Raw genomic sequence first — 20,429 nt, 5'->3', positions numbered from 1 at the left:
TAGCTACCCCCCCCTTTAGCTGTATGCTTAAATAAAGCTCTAAAATGAAGCAAAAAATGAATCTAAGGTATGGTTTTACGCTTCCAAAGATCTAAGTATATGTCTGATTGATTGAGTAAATCTTGATTCATTTCTTCATAATCAGGCATGCGTGACATATCTATTTCTTTAGAAAAAGCAGTATAGCCTAAGCCTAATTTGCCGCCCTGCACTTTAAAGCCGATAAAGTCCAGAATGGTAGGGAACATATCAAAAGGCAAAATGTAATTACGACTCTTCTCAAAATGGCTATTTGAAATGAATTGATTAAAAATAAGGCGCTCTTTTACTCGGTCTAACTTATCACTGACCGGATTTTCCATCGCCAAATGATCACCAAGAATCACTACATTCGTATCTTTTAGATAACCACTTTTCTTGATGAACTTCACAAAACCAGCAACCTGATTTGATGTGCACTCCACAATGCCTTCAAAAGTCTTCACACCTAATGATTTACAATAGCTGGAAATATGTCCGTCAGGGCCGTGCGTGTCAATCGTAGTCACTGTTAAGTTAAACGGTTGCTGTTTCTTATGCAGTGCGATCAGCTTAGCTTTAGCTGCCGCGAATAAGTGGTCATCGTACAAACCCCAAAAATTCAACTCAGCATCCGTCAGCTTGCCTTTTAATTCATCGCGACCATAAACTTCATCATAATGATGGTCTTTAAAGAACATGCCTTTACCCGCAAAGCCGAGTGCATCTCCCCCCATGTATACATTGTGATAGCCAGCATCATGCAAAATATCACCTAGGCAAACTGCATTAGGCAGAAAAGTCTTCATTTTCTCGCCTTGATCATTGCCATCATACAAACTGACGCTTTTAAGCGGCACCCCGCATTGCGTTGCTGTAATGCCGGCAATTGTCCACCATGTGCCTGGTGCTTTTTTATAATCTGTAAAACTTAAGCCTTTTAAATGATCTAAACTGCTTAATAGATTTTTACCAAACAACTTAGGTTCTTTATAAGAGTTCTCGAGGCTTTCTACATAAATCAGCACTAAGTTTTTAGGTTGTACAGCCTCTACTTTTACGGCTATTGGATTAAGGTAGTGCGCTGCAAAATAATCTTTACCAAATAGATTATGCAGAAATATCGTGACAGAAAACTGAATCCCAAAATACACTGCTGCAGCCGTCAATGCATATAAGGGTGCCCGATGCCCAATAAACCAATAAAACACCTTGATAAAATGGATATTAGCCAGCCGAGCTGGTTTAGTTAACCAATGAGTAGACCCATGCGTTATAAACAATGCGATTGAGTACTCAATCAATACCAGCAGTAGCGAGCCTAATATTGGTAGCGCAACGCACCAAACCAAAAAGCTTTTAATCACAGCAGCATCTGTATCAACCAGCCCGCCCATACCAAACTGCGCATGGTAGAGTAATTGTTCAAGCGAGGGCTCACCAAAATTATCAGCTATCCAATAAGCAATCGCCATCAGAAAAAATGCGCAGAGGTAGGTCAAAAATCGAATCACGCCACGGATGAAATGACGATGATGTGAATTTGACCAATAAGGATTATGTGTATTAGCTGGTATCAAGCGAGCCTTATCCATTTTCTTTTTTACTGATAATTTGGCAAGCAACAGCACTTAAATAAGGCAATGATTGCAAACTCAGCATCGCCACCCATATTTGCGCATCAATATTGCTGATACCGCGCGTAATTAGCATGGCAATGCTACATAACGTTAAAGCACTCAGTAAAAACAACTCCTCTTGTATTGGGCCAACCCAATCATACCAAGTAGTTTTATTAAGCCCCTTCCCTTTTGCCGTCACTTTAAACACGCCATCTTTTTTGATTAACCCGCTGATGATACCTCTGGCAATTGCATGTGATAGACCAAGGCTTGCAACCGATGCCCCAAAAATATCAATCCATTTGCACGTCATCGTTTTCAAATATAGCATCGGCCCCATGATTGCTTTAATCACCAAGAAACAAATGATGGTAGTAATCATGATGGAGACTGGCAGGCTTGCATCTTCTGGAAATAAAAGCATCGCGATAGACCAGCCAATTGAGCCTATCGTAAAGCCTAGCTGCAATGCCTCGCCTAACCAACCAAACCAGCCAGTTAAGAAGTGATAGCGCTGCCCGAATGTCAACGTGGAGTCTCCCAATAGCTTAGGTATGTGATGCTTAAGAATTTGCATCGCGCCAAATGCCCAACGGAAACGTTGCGATTTAAGTGCTTTAAAGTCAGCAGGCGTTAGACCTCGACCAAAAGTATCATCGATATAACGTAGCTCATATCCATCTTCAAGCAAGCGCAACCCTAGCTCTGTATCCTCACAAATGCACCATTCAGACCATTTACCACTATCAATAAGCGCCTGATACCTAACCAATGTCATTGTGCCGTGCTGAATCAATGCGTTACGCTCATGACGATGATGCATCCCGATACGGAAGAAGCCTTCAAACTCCCAGTTACCCATACTTCGGAAGAAGCTATGCTCCCAATCTCTATGGGCTTGCGGTGCTTGTACCACAGCCACTTTTTGCTCTAAGAAATGTGGTACTAAATCAGAAAGCCAATCCGGTGTTACCTCATAATCAGCATCTACCACACCCACCACTTGTGCGTTAGGATTAGTTTGGTCTAGCGCAAAATTCAAAGCACCAGCTTTAAAGCCAGGCCATTGTGGCAAATGAAAGAATTTAAAATTCTCTGGCATCTTCGCCATGTAGGCTTCTAATGGCTTCCATTTAGCTTCATCTTTAGTGTTGTTATCAACAACAATCACTTCAAAATTGGTGTAGTTAAGCTTCGCCAGACTCTCAATGGTAGTAATCACCATTTCAGGCGGCTCGTTATAACAGGCCAAATGCACAGAAACAAATAACTCCTGCTCAGCAGGCAAAGGCTTCGCGCGTTTGAATGCACGATTCCAGCCTTTTTTAAACATCACTTCACTAAACTCAACCGCGTAGATCATCAACACTGCTGACGTTAATCCCATGCCTATCAGCAATGCCACTAATACGATAAAGTCTTTCATCGTATAGTAATAATCTCCAGGCAAATTCCATGCAACCACTAACGTAGTAATACAGGCTTGAAGCAATACCGCCATTGAACTACGCGCCCCTAAGCCCCAATGCCTAAATCGATAAGCGATAAAGAATATTGGCAATAGCCCTAGCAAACTAGCCCATAGCGCCTTCGCTTTCCAACGGTCATCTTTAGGCACTGCGCCTTGTAATGAATACTTCTCATGGCGCTCAGCATCAAACATCCCCCAATAAGCGCCTGCCCACCCCTCAAGCTCTTTCTTCCAAGGCTGATCAAATGCTTCCATTAAGTAATAGTCGTAATTCTTATGCGCAGTTTTGGCTAAAAACTCCCTCACAAAAAGCGCTTGATTCACATCAGACGCAACCGCAGCACCTAAAGTTGGCCCATGACTAGGCCAGCCAATTTCAGTAATCACGATTTTCTTTCTCGGATAAACATCCATTAACTCTTGATATCGCTTAAGCGAGTAATCTACGGCAGCCTCTACGGGCACGCCTTCATGGTATGGCAGCAAATGCACTGCAATATAATCAACATGCTTCACAAGCTCTGGGTTCTTTAACCATACATGCCAAGGTTCTGCTGTAGAGATAGGCAATTTTGTTGTTTTGCGAACTTCCTCTATGTAACTAATCAACTGCTCTGGAGTAAGGTCGTTTCTTAGCAAAACTTCGTTACCCACAATTGCACGTTCAATTCTTGGGTAATGCTTAATTTTCACCTTTAGCGCATCTACTTCACGTTGATTAGCAACAGCATCACTACCAAGCCATGCACCGGCAGTCACATAAAACCCTAAATTAGAAGCTAGTGCGGTAACTTCGCTATTTTCAAGCGCACCATAAATACGAATACGTTTGGTTAATGGTTTGAGCAGTTGCAAGTCTTTTTCCAACTCAGCCGCACTCGGATATTCTTTTCTAAGCGGACTTTGATCCTCTTGAAACCCACTGAATGCAAAGCCATTCACAATATCAGGTGCATTGATTAACGGTAGAGCACGATTGGAAATATGCCAAATGCCAAAGTGAATCGCAGCCACTACCACTGCAAAAATAAATGGGCTTAAATAGCGTTTAAATTTTTTAATCATAAAGTTACGCTGAAAATTTCTATCTTAAAATAATGAACGAGTTGAAAGTTGATGTTTAGGCCACAACGCCGCTGCGAGTAAGCCACAAAGCACCAACCAATAATAAGCGGACACATTGTAAGCCTCTAAGTAAACGCTACACAAAGCCGCAATAACTAAAACTACACTCATTGCATAGGCAAGCACACGTTGCAGCCTAACGTCTATATCAAGAAGCATTGAAGCAAATGATAATTGCAGAACAGGCAATGCAAATAAGCTAATAGGGAAATCTCGATACCGGCCATCAACGATTAATAAAACCGTTGCACTGATTGCCGCACATAACAATATAAAAGCACAGGTTTTTACTATCAATAAATAACGTTGATGAGATTGGCATACGCATAACACTAAACCGATCACCATTAGCCAGCCAACCACAGCCAAACCACCTAAAGTCGTCCATTCTAAGGCGTTTCGACACGCACTGAGTAAGTACTGAGTTTGCAACCAAGCTGATACACCAAACACGGTACCTGCCGCAGCAAAACCTAGTTTCACATACCCCTGCCGCACATGAAAGTAAAATGCCAACCCTAAAAATAAGGCAAAGCCTAACAAGCCTGCCAGCACGATACTCCCAATATCATTTCGTGGCTGAATATCACCAGTAAATGCAAACTTAGGGGCTAACGCTGTGTCATACATCCCCCAATATCCACCCACCGTACCTTCAAGGTCACGCTTCCATGGCTGGTCAATCGCCTCAATTAGGTTGTACTGCCAGCCGTTATCATGCGCAAGCTGTAAAAAGCCGCGTAGATAAGTTGCTTGGTTAATTAAACTTGGTTGAGAAACCTGTCGCTGCCTACCAATAGATGGCCAACCCGTTTCACCAATTAAAATTGGCTTCTTAAAAGTATCTTTAAGCAAGCTCATCACATTCACTACATGATGATTTGCCTGAGCAACCGATTGCGGGTCATCTTCCCAATATGGAAGAATATGCACAGTGACGAAATCTACATTAGATTCAAGCTGAGGATGTTTACGCCAAAACTCCCACACATCAGCATAGGTGACAGGCACGTCTGTTAATTGCTGTGCTTTTAGCAAATACCCCTGCATCGCAGCTTCTGACTGTTCGCCACGTAATAAAACCTCATTACCGACAATTAATGCTTTGACCGTTTTAGGATACTTATTTGCGATACTAATCGCCAGATCAAGTTCTTTATCGTTATTCGCCCCTACCCAGCCTATCCAAGCACCTAAGTAAACCTGCATCCCTAATTTAGAAGCCGCCTCTGGCACATAGCCCAGCCCTTGAGAAACAGAGTAAATACGGACACAATTAAACTGTTTGGAAAGCACCGCAAGATCATGGTCAATCTGTGCTGGCTGAATAAAACTATTCGGATTAAGCGGGGTTTGCCCAGGGTTATAATAAGGGGAGTAAGAAACGCACTGTAGTTTTCCATCCGCAGGCAATTGCGGCTGTATCACGTTAATTGTTTTGGTTTCCTGCCAAAGCCAGATGATTAAACCTATTAACAAAACAATATTGAATAGACTGAAACGCCAGAGTAGTTTTGTAGACAATGCCTTAACTTGGGAAATTTGCATAAATTCAGACATAAATTCAGGTGTAATAGGTTAAATAATCGACGATAAGTTGATTTAGGCGCTCATCATAATGCAAGCATCGAAACAAAACAAAATATTAAGGTATAAAAATATAAAAACTTAGCTTCATACATTAAGAGCCTCACGCTACAATACTCCCTTTCGAAACACCTTAATATATCCATCATGAAACGTACGATTATCGCTTCTTTACTACTTACGGTTAGCTCTATTCAAATAGCAGAGGCAAAACCAAACTTTGTTGGTGCAAACTATAGCGGCACATACACATGTAAAGGCAACAATAACAAAGTAGGCAACTACCAAGTACAAGCAAAACTAATGCTTAATCGCACAGCAAGCAGAGGAAGCATCGGCATTTATGACTTTCATGTAGAAACTGAGAACTCTTTTGTCTATAAAGGCAAAGCTGTCGCCAATTTAAACAAAGTTGCTTTTACATTAAGCATGACGGAGCTAAGTTCATCAGAGTTCAGCACAGGCATTGCAAATATACATAAAAATGCAGCTGGGAAATTTGCTTACACCAACCATTACTATGAAATAGATTCCAACATCGGTACTTATGGTAAAGAGTACTGCGTCATGCAAACAAGCCCTAAATCAAAGAAATCGGCTAAACCAGCTTCAGTTTAATATCACCACCAACTTAAAGCGAATTAGCGAATTTAAACACAAACTCACGAGTCAATATCGTGCATGACCTAAGCGATAACGACTTGTTTAGGGCTCACGTACAATCTTGACTTCGTTAAATATAGCGTCAAAACAATCGCTATTAAGCACACGAAACTCATTAAGTCGGGCGGAGTAAATCGGGTCATTGATTTGTCTGTCCTCGACTTGCCCCGCTACCATTTTCTCTCGTAGCTCTTCAGCGGCTGGGTGACACATCAGTACCGATGTACCAACGCCCTGCTTAGCCTGCGCTGCCCAGTCGATTAAACGTTTTTTATAATCCTGTATATTCCCACTAAAGTTATAAACACCCAAGAGTACAGCACTACACCTAAAGCCCATCTGCTTAGCTTCTTGCTCTAGCGCATCCGCGCCCAACATTTTAATGATGCGGCCTTTAACTCCACTGGCCATATGTGGCTTAGCAATTCTTATCCACGGCAAATGCTTATCATAACGCTGCTTCAATACAGACAATAATATCTGACGAATCTGTGGAAGTTGATGCACATGCTGATGCCCATCAACATAATCAGGGCTAGTCCCCAGCTCAGCTTCAAACCTATTCAGTTGATGCTCAATACTTTGTTGTATGGCTAGCTTTGGCAAACAACGCAACAAGCTGAACAAGGTCAATAGAAAATGTGGGTATCGATATCCAAACTGAGTAAAATCAAGATGTAATCCAATATGCGCTTTTTGCCGAATCTCGGCAGTTAATAACTTTGCAGAGCTCACCCAGTGTGGGCTATTCACCATGCAAGATGTCGCACTAAGCCTGTTGTTTTCTATTAGGCGTACAATCGCTGTATCAATCTCAGGGCTTTGTGCAAAGTCATCCGCGCAAATGATAAGCTTCATTATCGCATCCCCTTAAATGCCCAGTATCTGCTCAAAAAGTAAGTAGAAACCGCAACAATCACCATCACGATACCAAGCACCAACCAAAATGGGACACTCGTAAAATAAATGGCATTGATCACCAAAAGTTGATTGGCTAAAAAACCAGATAAAGCAACTATAAAGAAGCGTGGGAACGCATGCTGATGAGACGAATCCTGCCCAGAAAAGCTAAGTTTACGATGCCCAAAATAGCTCACTGGGAACGCAAAAACAAAGCCTGCAGTATTTGCATAAACTGCATTTAGCACATGTGTTAATTCTAAACTCACGGCAACCACATAATGCACACCTGCAGCCAGTGCGCCTATCACGGCAAACCATGAAATTGAATGTCGATGCGTCTGTGTCATTGATGAGGCATGGTCACTTGTGGTTTTAATACCTCGGCCACAATATAAGGTGGGCGCCCTTTCACCTCATCATAAATGCGAGAAAGGTATTCACCTAAAATACCAATAAACAACAATTGCACGCCAGCAAAAAACATCATGCTGGCAATAATTGTAGGCCAACCTGGCACTGATTCATTAAAAAACATATGATCAATCACCACATACATGCCATAAATAAAAGACAGTACCGCAAGTAAAGCACCTACCGCACTCGCTAAGCGCAATGGCATCACAGAAAAACTGGTCACGCCTGTCCAAGCCAACTGAATTAGCTTTAGTTTTGAGAACGCACTCTCACCATGAGAGCGTGGTAATGGGGTAAATGGAATACCAATAGAATGATAGCCAACCCATGCATAAATACCCTTCATGAAGCGGTTACGCTCAGGCAAAGAAAGCAATGCATTCACCACTTGCCTGTCCATCAAACGGAAATCCCCAGCATCTCGTGGAATATGAATCTGTCCGCCTAAACTAATCGCACGATAGAAAATACGTGAACCCCAGCGTTTAAATCGAGACTCTACGGCACGATCTTGGCGGTACGCATAAACCATGTCGTAACCTTCACGCCATTTTTCTAGCATCTGCGTCAATAAGTCAGATGAGTGCTGACCATCGGCATCCATACAAATTACTACATTACCGGTCGCATATTCCAAGCCAGCAGTAATTGCATACTCTTTACCAAAGTTGCGTGAGAAACGCACCAATGTAGTTTGCAAACTGTCAGGTAAGTGACGCACAACATTAGCAGTTTGATCACGACTACCATCATCAATCACCACAATTTCCCAAGTTGAAGTCAACTGTTTAAGGCGTTCTGCAATATTTTGGATAGTGCTAACAATGGCAGCCTCTTCATTAAAGGCCGGCACAATCACACTAATGTGCGCTTCAGTATTTAGTCTTGGGAGAATATTCTTGTTCATGTGTTTAATCTCGTGGTGCTGCACGCGGTCTACGCGCTTCGCCAATTAATGCTCTACGGTCTTTAACGACAGCTAACGGAGCACCTAAGCGCTCAACAATCCCAATAACCTCACCTTGCAGTACTTTATCGCAATTCATATTAGTACTAGAGATAAAGAAATCAGCCGTCACCCAATTTTCGGTAATTTTAAATCTTTCATCTAAATAGGCCTGCCCCTGAAAAGCCTCTGCACAAACAGCTACTGAATATTCAGACACTTTACTATTCGACACAGCCTCAGCATCAACATGTCTTGCCAAAATCTTGGTAGCATCAATCAAACTACTAGACCAGTAATCGCCCTCCCAATCATGTTGGGCTTGCTTAAAATCTGCGCCTGCAAAATGATTGTAATACAAGTACTGATAAGGATGCAGCGCGCATAGCGTATAAATTGTATTCATGCTTAATAGCATACATACAGTTGCAAAACATACACGCCACTTTTGATGAGCTGCCAACATATCAAACATTTTAGACAAACCAATACCGGCGACAATCGCTAATGTAGGAATCACAAATGTAAAATGTCTTACCCCATTATAAAGCGCAGGACGATCTAAAATCACAAAAATCAAAGGCGTGAACAGTGCAATCGCCACCGTAATTTCCGGGAGCTTATGTGCTAACACTAAGTGCTTAAATCTAATTGCTAACACAACAAAAAAGCTAACTAAACCTAACAGAAAAATCTCTGGTAATCGAATCCCCAAATACTGAAACAAATAAGTACGCGGAACATCACCAATACGAATAAATTCACCATTGATAATGGTATTCATATCAAACGCAAAGTGCGAGAAAGACTTTACAGCAATCAAAATGTGATCAGCACCCATCACAGACCATGGCCAGAAAATAGCCATTAAGCAAAAAGCCACAACACCAGCAGGTAACAAGCCTAAAAAACTCTGCCAGTAGAAATCCAATTTAAGTTTCAAGCTTTTAGCATTTAACCACCCTGCTACCAGCAGCATTAAAAGCAAATAAATGACAGCAAATGCACCACCTATTCTTAAGCCCAATGCCATTCCCACAGCAACACCCAGCTTCAAACTCAAGGCTAAAGGAACATGAGGCAAGTGTTTAGAAATCAGTAGCGTGTAATACAACGCCCACACCATACAAGCCGCAAAGGATACGTCTTTGGTATGCGTAAACATCGCACCAGCCCAAGCCCCTGTAATCGCCAGTAAAAATGCGGCTAGAAAAGCAGCGCGTCGCCCAGCAAGTTCATTAGTAACCTTATAGACAGCCACGATTCCAGCGAATCCAAACAAGGCTGAAAGCAAATGGCGAATATCCCACACCCAAAGTGGTAAGATTTTTTCTAACATAGCGGCGACTAAATCAAATAGCCCGCCGTACAAATAGAGATTTTTGTAAGTAAAAGCTGCATGATCTGCAAAACCTGTACTATAAAAATTTAGCAACAATTGCCCATAAACATGCTGCACTTGCTCGTCATTGCTAATCCCGTACTGCTTAAACGTGACTAGAATAAAAACAGCCAATAATGAAAATAGAGCTAAAGATAGTCTTTGAAATAATTTTGATGTCATTTTATTGGTTTGTTAATACTATTTAAGCCAAAGCTCATATATTTACTGTGAATTAATTAAAATACGTTCAAACCAATGTGTTGCACACTTAAAAGCACTACCCAGCAAGTGATACCAACACCAATGAACTTATTAGACTCATGGTGCCCCCGACACGAGTCTTTATATCGAGGGTATTGAAGCTTTAAAATCAATGACTTAATACTCAGCCATTTGAACTGTGTGTAACAGTTGTGCGTAGCAGTTTAATATATTGAGACGTCAAAAGGCAACAATTTTATTACTCTGTTTCAAACTTCATCAAGACCTCTTCATCAGCAACCATATCCAAGAGCTTATTTGTAAACTCATCAGAGCACTCGCTTGACCATTCGGCACCCTCCTTTGGGTCTTTGGTAAACATAGGCAAAAAACTCATATACATGTACCGACCGTCTTCAATCTTAATTGCTTGAACTTCGTCAGGATGCTCTACCAAATCCCAAGTGTCAGGGACATCTAACTCCACTTGTACTGTTACTAATAGTTTTTTCATGCTGCGTCCTTATTTAAATTATTTGCGATGACTATAGGTACTGTTGGAGTGAAACACAAGAAAACTTTCACCATAAATTTTCGTGCAAGCATTGATGCGTTGATACCCCCCACTGAGAGGTGCTTAGGATTAAATATCCGTGTGAATGTCATCTAGTTTAATTTTACCTAGCATACTCAAGAATGCATCTAAGACATCCTGAACGAATGGCAGCTTTTCATGGTACGGCACAATAAGCAGGTATGTTCTAAGCATGCTGAATACTCTACTTTGATAGGCGGTAAAGAAATGAGGCTCTACTTCAACTTGTGCGGGATAGCCTTTAGGACTGGCATATAGTATTTGATTTCGCTTATTTGCTGCTTGCTCGATATGTTTAGCGACATCTTTAACACCCTTAGCGCTTGCAAACTCATCTAAATATTTCTTGTAGGATAGACGCTTTCCTTCACTGGTAAAAGTGAAATTAAGTGGTGGAATTGGCTCGTAAGTCATATTGTTGCCGTTAATCGTTTGAGTCACACTTAAAGCAACACTCTTTACTTCGTTTAGCTCCTTGATTGAAAGGTCAATTACTATTCCAAGGTCAGTAGTCATCGTATTTAAATAACCACAAATAGCAGAGAACATTGGAATTACTGCATGCTTATGTTGGTGTCTCCAAGGGTCTAACTTATCAGCATTCGTGTATCCTTTGTCTTTGAGACATTGCATCAAACCTGAAGCTGCTTCCTCTTCGGCAGTTATGTGTCTGAATACACCCATTGAGCTGTCAAATGGATATAGTTTCTCACCAAGTCTAAGATGATTGATAGCAGACCTAAAGTAGTTTCTGGAGTGTCCGTTTGGCAAGGCTTCAAGTAGCTCTAAACAGTGCTCATCAAAAGAATGAAGTTCCATACCAAGCCCCCTAGCCCATCAAACAAGTCAACGATGAGAAAGTTATACCATAAATTTTCGTAACAAAATTGATACTTTATAGCTGTTACAGTGTAGACCTAAATGCGCACCTCAACTAAGCTATGCTTTTGAAAAGTCGAGGGATTCTTAATGTCTTGGTTAATAGACCGTTTATACGACCAATATGAGCTACCAGATGCAAAATATGCATTTCAAGGCACCACTTATTGGATGAGAGCTTTAGCAATTCTGGTAAATACTAACGCGTTTGAAAATCCTTCTTTGCGAGCATTTTATGCAGGTCAGAACAGACGTGCACCTAATGAAGAAGCTGATACTTTAGCATTTGGATGTCTACTAATGGCGTTGCACAATGCTGCTTCATTAGCCAAGCTCAGTGATTTAGATGAACCATACTCTTGCGTAAGGTCTGCAATAGTATCTTGGTATTACTCAATTTACTATGCAAGTAAAGCAATGATTGCTGCAACCAATGGCGCTGACCCACAGAGCCACAGTGATACAGCAAATATATTTCAGTCAGAAATTGTTGATAGAGGGCTCGTAGTAAATCCTTTTCAATACAGCATAAAGGACTTAACGCCTGCCAGTATCGATGACCAAATTACCGCAATTAGAATGGGTAACAATTTTGACTTGAGAGAGGCACCCAGAAATACTGCTGAAGCACTTGGTGGTGCTCTGTCCTATTTAAAGGGAACTGCAAAGTATAAACAGGTGGAAATTGAAGATAAAGTTAGAGAGTCTAGGTCATTCAGAGATTTAGGAGTTTCCAACTTCAGAACTAATGCTGCAAAAGAGCTACGAGATGAAAGGTTGTCACCAGCTTTCGTAAACTTTCTTTATGAAGCTTTCAGGTATCGTGGCAAAGCTAACTACAGGGATGCAATTTATTTGTCATATGGTTTGGATTACACACAAGCTTTAACCCAATTCACAGAGGACTTAGCATCGGTATCTAGTGCTTATGTAAATATGGCAGCACATTACATTTCTAGACGAGTAGCGCGTGGTAATTGGGAAAACTTCGCGGATGACATCATTGCTAATGCTCGCTTTCCATTACCTATAGACTTGACTCTAGCTTAGTCCAAATAAGCGAATCATGATTTGTGCATTGTGTAAAAGTGAAGCAGAGCTTAAAAACTCCCATATCATTCCTGAATTTCTTTACAAAACGATGTATGACGATAAGCACCGCTTTCATGTCCTATCTACAATCCCCGAACAAAGAAATTCAATGTTGCAAAAGGGTTTAAGCGAAAAACTCTTATGTGCGGCTTGTGAAAGCAAACTCTCAAAATGGGAGCGTTATGCCAGCTTAGTCCTAAAAGGTGGGCTGAGTTTAGGTGTGGAAAGAAGTGGAAACTTAGTAATAATTACAGACATTGACTATTCAAAATTTAAACTCTTCCAACTATCAATTTTGTGGAGAGCGAGTGTTTCAACACTTCCTTTTTTCAAGAATGTGAATTTGGGTGTTTATGAAGAAAAATTAAGGGTTATGCTAGTCAATTCGGACGCTGGAAAAAGCAACGATTTTGGCTGCATCATGTATGGTTTGAAACATGAAGGTGTAGTTACTGACTTAATTGTCCAGCCTTCGCGGGATAGATTAAACAATATCACTTGTTACCGATTTGTTTATGGTGGGTTCCAGTGGCTCTATATGGTTTCAAGCCAAGTAAATACGAAGTATAACGAAGCTTTTATACAACCATCTGGCAAAGCAGTATTTCTAGTCAAAAACATTTTTGAAGCTAGTTTTATTAGTCGCTTCGGTGCAGAGTTAATTAGAATGGGTAGACTTAATTCACCAGATTGATTAGCAAAAACTTTAATCACAAAAATTCGTGAGGTCATTGATAGTTTAAGGAAGTTGCGACTCCCCCCTGTACCCCTTGTAATCAGTTTAATTCATACTTGACATACTTATTCCAGTCTTCAATTGCATCTTGTCCAGCTTCAAGGTGTTTCTTGCTGGCTTCATCCTGCTCCTCAACAAAGTCACTGATGCACTCCTTATAGCGTTTAACATCATTATTGAATGTCTCTACCTCATACTTACTTTGAAACTCATAAGGCTTGTATGGCTTCCTGCATGAGTGAGAAGGTGTGAACATATCGGCTGATGCTGTTATGGGTATCAGTAATGTAGCTAGCACACTCAATACCGTAAAACGGATGCTTGAAGTCATTTAATAGCTCCCTTTGTTTATAGTTGTTTGTATCTAAGCATTTTACTTGAAGTGTCAGCTTGGGGTGTACTCTAAACTGACATTAAGCCACACCTTGAATTGTGTCAGATTAGAATTGGTATATTAATTACTTGACACATTGTGTATTAGGTCTTAGACTCTATCCTGACACACTCACTCAGGACGACAATAACATGACAAGCAAACACTCAGGGCAATTGGTAGGCTACATCCGTGTATCTACAGTAGACCAAAACACTAGCAGACAAGAAGAGCAACTTCAGGGTTTCAACCTTGATGAAGTCTTCATTGATAAGGCTAGTGGTAAGGACACAGCTAGACCACAGCTTCAAGCTGCACTCAAGCACCTCCGCAAAGGTGACACATTGATAGTTCACTCAATGGATAGGCTTGCACGTAACTTGACCGACATGAAGGCTATCGTTAGGGAGTTGAATGATAAGGGTGTGGGTGTCCAGTTCGTCAAAGAGAATATGACATTCACAGGGGATGAGTCCTCTCTGTCTAAGCTGATGCTAAACATACTTGGTAGCTTTGCTGAGTTTGAGCGTGAGCTAATCAAAGAAAGGCAGCGTGAAGGGATTGCTATTGCCAAGGCTAAGGGTGCTTATGCTGGACGTAAGCCTACTTTGAGTGATGCTAGAGTGACTGAGCTATTAGCTAAGGATAAAGAGAATGGCAATAAGAACCGTGCTGCACTTGCTAGGGAGTACGGAATATCAAGAGAGACCTTGTATCAATATCTCAAGGCTGGTGATGTAAGTCTCACCTCGAAGAGTGCTTAAGATGAAGAGCTTAATGATTGGTGTCTTCATGGTTGGATGTGGTCTCCTAGTCTCCATTTTGACTGGATGGGTGTTACATAACATGTTGTATTGACCCACATAAACGCTCTATAAGGCGTTATCTAAGGCTGTCCTATATGTGTGTATGGGTCAGCCTTTTTATTGCGCCCTAGAGAGACTCAAAGCTTAGCTCAATAGACACATAGAGGCATGATGTACGATAATCCTTGAATGATTAAATACATTGTTGTTTTACTTGCCTCTCTCCTATTCTCACCAGCTCAGGCTGCAATACTTGAAGGGAGAGTTGTAGGGGTGGCTGATGGTGACACTATCACTGTGCTAGATGCAAGCAACACTCAGTACAAAGTCAGATTGTCTGGTATTGATGCACCTGAAAAGAAGCAGCCCTTTGGTCAGGTCTCAAAGAAGTCACTATCAGATTTAGTCTATAACAAAACTGTGCAGGTAGACTGGTCTAAGGTAGACCGCTATAGCCGTATTGTCGGCAAGGTGTGGGTCAATGACCTTGATGCAAACTTAGAGCAAGTTAAGCGAGGCTTAGCGTGGCACTATACCAAGTACAGCAATGAGCAACCACTAGAGGATAGGCATTCGTATTTAGACGCTCAGGAAGACGCTCGAGCATCTCAGGCAGGACTTTGGGTAGAACCTAACCCTATACCTCCTTGGGACTGGAGAAAGGCTACAAGGTAGCTCTATGTGCTCTGGGGTGAGATACACTGAGTCATCTGATAAAGAGTGGAAGGTCTACTTCCCCAACCCTAAAGCTGCACTTCCAGTGGTCAAGAGTGACGGTAGCATTGAATGGGTTAAATGGGGAAGACGCATAGAAGAACAAGCTCCCTTTGTGCAAGGTGGATGGGCTAGGTCTGACTCTATCGAACTCGGTAAGTGGGAACGCTATAACCCTGTGATTGTACAGTTAGCAGCTCACGGCTTCATGGAGAAGGATGCTGAGAAGGTATCTCACTGGATTGATGTACCAAAGGGCAAGGCTATCGAGGCTCTAATTGTGAATAACAATGATGAGCGGCGTGTATATGTGGTCACTGAAGACACCCCTGAAGAGTATGCTTGGGTGCATGATAGATTTCCGAGGCTTGTTAACCTAACTTGAAGCTGCGCTTCTTGAATAGCTCTGTAATTAGCCAATTCTTAAATCTCTGAAGTCTTGAAAGCTTCTTTGGTCTTGACTGAAAGCTTGTTATCCAGTCGCTGTATTTGGCCTCATCAGGTAGCAGTCCTGCTTTAGCAGGCTTTTCAAATGTAGCAATGTCAGGCTCAATTTCACCCTTCCCAAACTTATCCTCATATAGTTCTTTGGTTTTTGTACAATGCTCATTTAGGTCTTTCATGAGCAGCATACAAAAGAATATAGCGTCATCCGTCTTGTTATAAACTGCATTCAATAAATCGTTGTATCTAGTATCACGCTTGCCATCAACTTGAGTAATACCAAAGTAGACTTCGGCTTGTCTGGATTTATAGTCTTCATCATTATTATTTTTGAAGTTGTGAATTAGTTCGTTTCTTAAGTTGTTAGTGAACTTAATTCCTTCCAATGCTTCAGCTAATGCACCTATCAAGGCAAGGGGTCTGGACTTCATCATTAATTTTCCATGTACATATGATTGCAAAACATCAATTGAACATATTGGCGGAGTAAGAGCACGAAAGTCAGCAATGAAAACTATTTCCTTTTGCTGCTTGTGAGGGCTTGCCATAGCCTCAGTAAATTCTTGCTTTGCTTTGTCGTACTCAGTTTTGATTGGCAATATATGTTGTGCTTTGAGTGCTAATAGAGAGCTAACCATACCAAATGCTACTGATGTGGCTGCATTTGTTAGCTTCATCTCAGTCATCAACTGTTCTTTATATTTCGCCCTCTCGGCAATCCTTTGCGCTGCCCAAGCACCACCAAGCGCACCCGCTAAAGAACCAATAAAAGCCACTGTAAAGTCAGAGTTGCCAAACTCTTTAATCCAACTCCATTGCTCTTTAAGGAAGACCACAAGCTCTAATTTAGATACACATTCCCAGACATCCATACACCCCCCTATCTTATATGTGGCAACTCATTCCAGTCACCTGTGTAGTTCGGACTCTTCATCCCCCTCTTCATTACCCACGCCTTATGCACACCTTCAGAGGCAAGCTTGATTGTACCTTTACTGTACTTCTTATTGATACTGTCTAGGGTGTCCATTAGCTTGGCTGACTTAGAGTCACCTTGAGTAAACCCAAAGAGGTCTGATTGTTGACCACCTGAAGGCACTAACTCCATTAGCATTACACCAGCTTTTTGATAGTAGATACCTTCCTTGTAAAGCTTCTTTAGTATCCAAAGAGCTGTCTTGTTTATCTGCATGGTATTGTCAGTGGGTGAAGGCATAGCAACAGTATGGCTTGCACCATAGAACTGAGCCTTATCAAAGGGACTATTCTGAATGAAGACATACACGGCATTAGCATATAAGCCATGCTTACGCAGCCTAGCACTGGCATTGGTAGCGTGATAACTGACAGCCTCCTCAAGCTCAGCTAAGGTACTCACTCTAGTCCCAAAGGAGCGAGAACTCATGACCTGCTTAGCCTCTGGTAATGTCTCATCCAGCTCTAGCCATGACTCACCGTTAAGCTCCCTTATAGTTCGCTCTAACAATACTCCAAACTCATCTCTAATGCGCTTGGGGTCAGCTCTCTTGAGCCTTAGGACATCATGAACACCGAGCTTATTGAGCTTAGCTTCCAGCTTGTTACCGATACCCCATACCTTGGATAATGGGAGTTGCTGCATCATAGCGTCTATCTCGGTCTTACTCATGCTGGTGAAGTCACATACACCATTGAAGTGAGATTGCTTCTTAGCACAGTGATTAGCCAGCTTAGCGAGTGTCTTAGTGTTTGCTATACCCACACATATAGGCAAGCCAGTCCATTGCAGCACAGTGTCTTTAATCTGCTTACCATAAGCCACTAGGTCACGGTTGATACCTGTGAGGTCTAGGAATGACTCATCAATGGAATAGACCTCTTGCCTTGGTGCAAACTGCCTTAGGGTAGTCATGAAGCGATTGCTCATGTTGGCATAAAGCTCATAGTTTGAGGAGAAGGCAACCACCCCAAGCTTCTTAGCTTCCTCCTCAATTTCAAACCAAGGTCTACACATCCAGAGGTCAAGCATTGCCTTAGCCTCTTTGCTCTGAGCTACCACACATCCATCATTGTTAGACAGTACTACTACAGGTGTATTCTTTAGGTCTGGTCTAAAGACTTTCTCACAGGACGCATAAAAGGAGTTAGCGTCACAAAGTGCATAGACACGATTACTTAAGGGCATTGACATTGAATGTGACCACTCCAAAGACAATCAACTCCTCACCATCCTTGAAGGTAATGGGTGGATAGTTTTTCTCTTTGTTTTCAGACCTTAGCTCGATGACTCCCTTCCACTTATAAAGCCTCTTCACCACCAGCTCTTTATCTACCTCTGCTAATACAATGTGGGAGGACTTAGGTGTTATAGACCTATCAACCACTAGCAAAGCATTGGGCAATATACCCACATCAATCATGGAGTCGTATGAGTTACCTACGCGATAAAAGAATGTAGCTGGTGGGTTAGCTATCATGTGTTTGTTTAAGTCCAACTCCTCTTGCTCATAGTCTTGAGCTGGTGAAGGAAACCTTGATTGACCTGCTGACACCCGTCCACTGTAAATGGGTCTGGGTAAACTTGGAGGATAGATGGATGCTTTAAGTAAACTTATGTCAGGTTCCGAGAACCTAGAGATTGTCTTCTTGTACGCCTCAAGATACACCAGCACATCAGACTTCAGACTGTTAGGCACCCTGATAACGGAGGTCTTCTCTTTGTATGGACTTGAAGGAGTTTTACGTCCTGAGTTAGGTCTTATTCCGCCACGTGACATGATTACTTTTGATTAGTGTTACAGTAACCAAATAATAACTTGAATTGAGATAGCTAGCTAGTGGTTATCTGAGTGTATGTACCTATAAAATCAATTAGACCCCCTAGAGATAATGAGCCTAGGTTGGCTTCATTTGGAAGGACTAAATACTGACTTTTCTGCACATGAGCAACTAATTGATTAAATTAGAAAATTCAATTCCCCACACTATAGAGAATGAGCCATGAATATACTCTAAGTATGACTTTAAGTAAGACCTGAGTGAAATCAGAGGATAAGTTAAAGTGAAGGTTAGACAATACTGAAGACACATACCCACCAAGTGAATATCAATAAAGAAACAACTTAAGAAACACTTTAAGTAAGACTTTAAGTAAGACTCTAAATAAATCTATGTCAGGGGGGTCTAAGGGGGGATATAAATATGCAGTTATTAAAGCAAGACTTAAAGTAACACCTCACATGGATTGTCTTCTGGGTAATCACCCTGATATGTCTATCACTTTAAGCCCCACTTAAAGTTAGGCTTCAGTCTCTCCAAAACAAGTACCACAAGTCCATCTCCAAGCCACCCAAAGGCTGGACTCTCAAACGTCCTATTAGTCAGCAATAGCGAGCTACACGGACATATTCAATCATTACCTTCTTTCTGTTGTACCTTTTCTGAATGCTCTTAAAGCTAGCTTGTTGATGGCTGGTGATGAGGCTTTAAGGGAGGAGACATTCGGGAGAGGTACATCAAAAGGAAACATATCAACATGTTAAGTAATACAAAGAAACTAGCCCGTGATGGGCGTACACTAACCCTTACTCACACAAATGTGCCAGCAATGCAGCTCATGGAATTTGGTCTCAGTGAGGATGCTGCCAAGCGAGCTATGCGCGTCCGTACAGTATTGCCTTACATGGAAGACGCTACGGTCCCATGTATTGATGCTAGGAAGTTGTGGTCTAGAATTGGAAAGCCACACAAACGGTTTAACGACTGGGCTAATTACCACATCAAACCGTTAGTAGATAGCCAAAAGCATAATACGGAAATTTCCGTATTTGAGATTCCGAACAAACAAGGCAAGCCATCTAAGAATTACACCCTAAGTAGAGACTTAGCTGCGAAACTAGCAATGCAAGCTAACACAGAAGATGGGAATGAAATACGCTGTTACTTCCTTGACATGGAGAGGATTGTACGCAACTTGGAACGATACAACCTTGGTCGCGCTGTAGTCCCCGTTAAGCTAGACAATCGCCTGACTCATGCAGCCTACAAGCGTAATCCTGAGGAGGCTACCTCGCATGAGAAGATGCTTAAAAGTAATGTCTGCAAAGTTTTGACTGGCTTAAGAGCTGGTGAGGTACGCCTTAAGTATCGCATGGGTATTCGTGATGTCTTAAAGAACTACGCTGAGCTGCAAGACACATACAACGATGCATACAAGGTTGCTTTAACAATGTATGAGGATGGCAAAAAGTGGCGTGATAGTGAGCCGATTCTTGTGAGCATATATGGTGGAAAGATTAACTTAAACCAGTTGCAAGTGAAGTAAGTATAAGCGCGGAGATTTCCGCGTTTGAAGTATCAAGCAAGCAGTAGAAACGATTAAAGGTAGTGAATATAGTCAAACTAAAGACTGTACTCGCTACCTATTTTTTTGTAATACTTGACTAATGTATATGGTTATTAATGTATTAATCTATGT

The 20,429-nt window shown here is 41.7% G+C and carries 21 protein-coding genes; 8 read left to right on the top strand and 13 right to left on the bottom strand.

Annotated features, from left to right (window positions below; all coding sequences use genetic code 11):
* Positions 1-62: 62 nt before the first annotated feature.
* From FG24_RS09660 to FG24_RS09650, 3 genes are read right to left on the bottom strand one after another with little or no spacing between them, the layout of a single operon-like run.
* Complete coding sequence (locus FG24_RS09660) at positions 63-1,613, bottom strand: sulfatase-like hydrolase/transferase (RefSeq protein ID WP_051901507.1); 1,551 nt, start codon at positions 1,611-1,613, stop codon at positions 63-65.
* Positions 1,606-4,176: a glycosyltransferase gene (locus FG24_RS09655; protein WP_051901506.1), complete on the bottom strand. Its 2,571-nt coding sequence runs from the start codon at positions 4,174-4,176 to the stop codon at positions 1,606-1,608. The genes FG24_RS09660 and FG24_RS09655 overlap by 8 nt, the downstream gene beginning before the upstream one ends.
* A 24-nt stretch (positions 4,177-4,200) precedes the next feature.
* A complete protein-coding gene (locus FG24_RS09650; RefSeq protein ID WP_081881007.1) occupies positions 4,201-5,784 on the bottom strand; it encodes a beta (1-6) glucan synthase in 1,584 nt (527 codons plus the stop codon).
* A gap of 186 nt (positions 5,785-5,970) precedes the next feature.
* On the opposite strand from FG24_RS09650, the gene FG24_RS09645 reads away from it, so the two are divergent.
* Positions 5,971-6,441: a hypothetical protein gene (locus FG24_RS09645; RefSeq protein WP_036302946.1), complete on the top strand. Its 471-nt coding sequence runs from the start codon at positions 5,971-5,973 to the stop codon at positions 6,439-6,441.
* Between the two features lie 87 nt (positions 6,442-6,528).
* On the opposite strand, the gene FG24_RS09640 is transcribed toward FG24_RS09645, so the two are convergent.
* The 6 genes from FG24_RS09640 to FG24_RS09615 form a co-directional block, all read right to left on the bottom strand.
* Positions 6,529-7,344: a ChbG/HpnK family deacetylase gene (locus FG24_RS09640; protein WP_036302944.1), complete on the bottom strand. Its 816-nt coding sequence runs from the start codon at positions 7,342-7,344 to the stop codon at positions 6,529-6,531.
* The gene (locus tag FG24_RS09635) at positions 7,344-7,736 is read right to left on the bottom strand and encodes a GtrA family protein (RefSeq protein ID WP_036302943.1); all 393 of its coding nucleotides are present in this window, start codon (positions 7,734-7,736) and stop codon (positions 7,344-7,346) included. Before FG24_RS09635 ends, FG24_RS09640 begins: the two co-directional genes overlap by 1 nt.
* Positions 7,733-8,710 carry a glycosyltransferase family 2 protein gene (locus tag FG24_RS09630; protein WP_051901505.1) on the bottom strand — a complete coding sequence of 326 codons (978 nt, stop codon included), beginning with the start codon at positions 8,708-8,710 and terminating at the stop codon, positions 7,733-7,735. Before FG24_RS09630 ends, FG24_RS09635 begins: the two co-directional genes overlap by 4 nt.
* Before the next feature lie 4 nt (positions 8,711-8,714).
* A complete protein-coding gene (locus FG24_RS09625) occupies positions 8,715-10,313 on the bottom strand; it encodes a glycosyltransferase family 39 protein (RefSeq protein ID WP_036302942.1) in 1,599 nt (532 codons plus the stop codon).
* Between the two features lie 280 nt (positions 10,314-10,593).
* On the bottom strand, positions 10,594-10,848 hold the full coding sequence (locus FG24_RS09620; RefSeq protein ID WP_036302941.1) for a hypothetical protein: 255 nt from the start codon (positions 10,846-10,848) through the stop codon (positions 10,594-10,596).
* A 129-nt stretch (positions 10,849-10,977) separates the two neighbouring features.
* Positions 10,978-11,748 (bottom strand): hypothetical protein, encoded by a 771-nt coding sequence (locus tag FG24_RS09615; RefSeq protein ID WP_036302939.1) that lies wholly within the window; start codon positions 11,746-11,748, stop codon positions 10,978-10,980.
* 150 nt (positions 11,749-11,898) lie between these two features.
* Between FG24_RS09615 and FG24_RS09610 the strand changes: the two genes are divergently transcribed.
* Entirely contained in the window at positions 11,899-12,858 is a 960-nt protein-coding gene (locus FG24_RS09610) for a hypothetical protein (RefSeq protein WP_036302937.1), read from the top strand.
* 16 nt (positions 12,859-12,874) lie between these two features.
* Positions 12,875-13,594: a hypothetical protein gene (locus FG24_RS12435; protein ID WP_051901504.1), complete on the top strand. Its 720-nt coding sequence runs from the start codon at positions 12,875-12,877 to the stop codon at positions 13,592-13,594.
* 82 nt (positions 13,595-13,676) lie between these two features.
* Here FG24_RS12435 and FG24_RS09600 read toward each other — a convergent pair whose 3' ends face one another.
* Positions 13,677-13,967, bottom strand: coding sequence for a hypothetical protein (locus FG24_RS09600; protein WP_036302936.1), 291 nt, complete (start codon positions 13,965-13,967; stop codon positions 13,677-13,679).
* A gap of 194 nt (positions 13,968-14,161) precedes the next feature.
* Here FG24_RS09600 and FG24_RS09595 point away from each other — a divergent pair, with 194 nt between their 5' ends.
* The 3 genes from FG24_RS09595 to FG24_RS12750 all read left to right on the top strand — a co-directional run bounded on the left by FG24_RS09595 (position 14,162) and on the right by FG24_RS12750 (position 15,914).
* Positions 14,162-14,773: a recombinase family protein gene (locus FG24_RS09595; RefSeq protein WP_036302934.1), complete on the top strand. Its 612-nt coding sequence runs from the start codon at positions 14,162-14,164 to the stop codon at positions 14,771-14,773.
* Positions 14,774-15,004: 231 nt separating this feature from the next.
* Complete coding sequence (locus tag FG24_RS09590) at positions 15,005-15,490, top strand: thermonuclease family protein (RefSeq protein WP_036302932.1); 486 nt, start codon at positions 15,005-15,007, stop codon at positions 15,488-15,490.
* 16 nt (positions 15,491-15,506) lie between these two features.
* Positions 15,507-15,914: a hypothetical protein gene (locus tag FG24_RS12750; protein ID WP_235189756.1), complete on the top strand. Its 408-nt coding sequence runs from the start codon at positions 15,507-15,509 to the stop codon at positions 15,912-15,914.
* Here the strand turns inward: FG24_RS12750 and FG24_RS09575 are convergent.
* The 3 genes from FG24_RS09575 to FG24_RS12820 are packed head-to-tail and all read right to left on the bottom strand — an operon-like array spanning position 15,901 to position 18,519.
* Entirely contained in the window at positions 15,901-16,845 is a 945-nt protein-coding gene (locus FG24_RS09575; protein ID WP_036302929.1) for a hypothetical protein, read from the bottom strand. The genes FG24_RS12750 and FG24_RS09575 overlap by 14 nt on opposite strands.
* Before the next feature lie 8 nt (positions 16,846-16,853).
* Complete coding sequence (gene umuC, locus FG24_RS09570) at positions 16,854-18,137, bottom strand: translesion error-prone DNA polymerase V subunit UmuC (protein WP_088178459.1); 1,284 nt, start codon at positions 18,135-18,137, stop codon at positions 16,854-16,856.
* Positions 18,124-18,519 (bottom strand): LexA family protein, encoded by a 396-nt coding sequence (locus FG24_RS12820; RefSeq protein ID WP_369797044.1) that lies wholly within the window; start codon positions 18,517-18,519, stop codon positions 18,124-18,126. Before FG24_RS12820 ends, umuC begins: the two co-directional genes overlap by 14 nt.
* 46 nt (positions 18,520-18,565) lie before the next feature.
* On the opposite strand from FG24_RS12820, the gene FG24_RS12815 reads away from it, so the two are divergent.
* Complete coding sequence (locus FG24_RS12815) at positions 18,566-18,745, top strand: hypothetical protein (protein ID WP_235189754.1); 180 nt, start codon at positions 18,566-18,568, stop codon at positions 18,743-18,745.
* Between the two features lie 742 nt (positions 18,746-19,487).
* Positions 19,488-20,276: an antA/AntB antirepressor family protein gene (locus FG24_RS09560; protein WP_036302920.1), complete on the top strand. Its 789-nt coding sequence runs from the start codon at positions 19,488-19,490 to the stop codon at positions 20,274-20,276.
* Positions 20,277-20,429: the final 153 nt, after the last annotated feature.

The sequence above is a fragment of the Methylotenera sp. L2L1 genome (genome assembly GCF_000744605.1).
Taxonomy (GTDB): Bacteria; Pseudomonadota; Gammaproteobacteria; order Burkholderiales; family Methylophilaceae; genus Methylotenera.
This window is presented reverse-complemented; position numbering and strand designations above follow the sequence as displayed.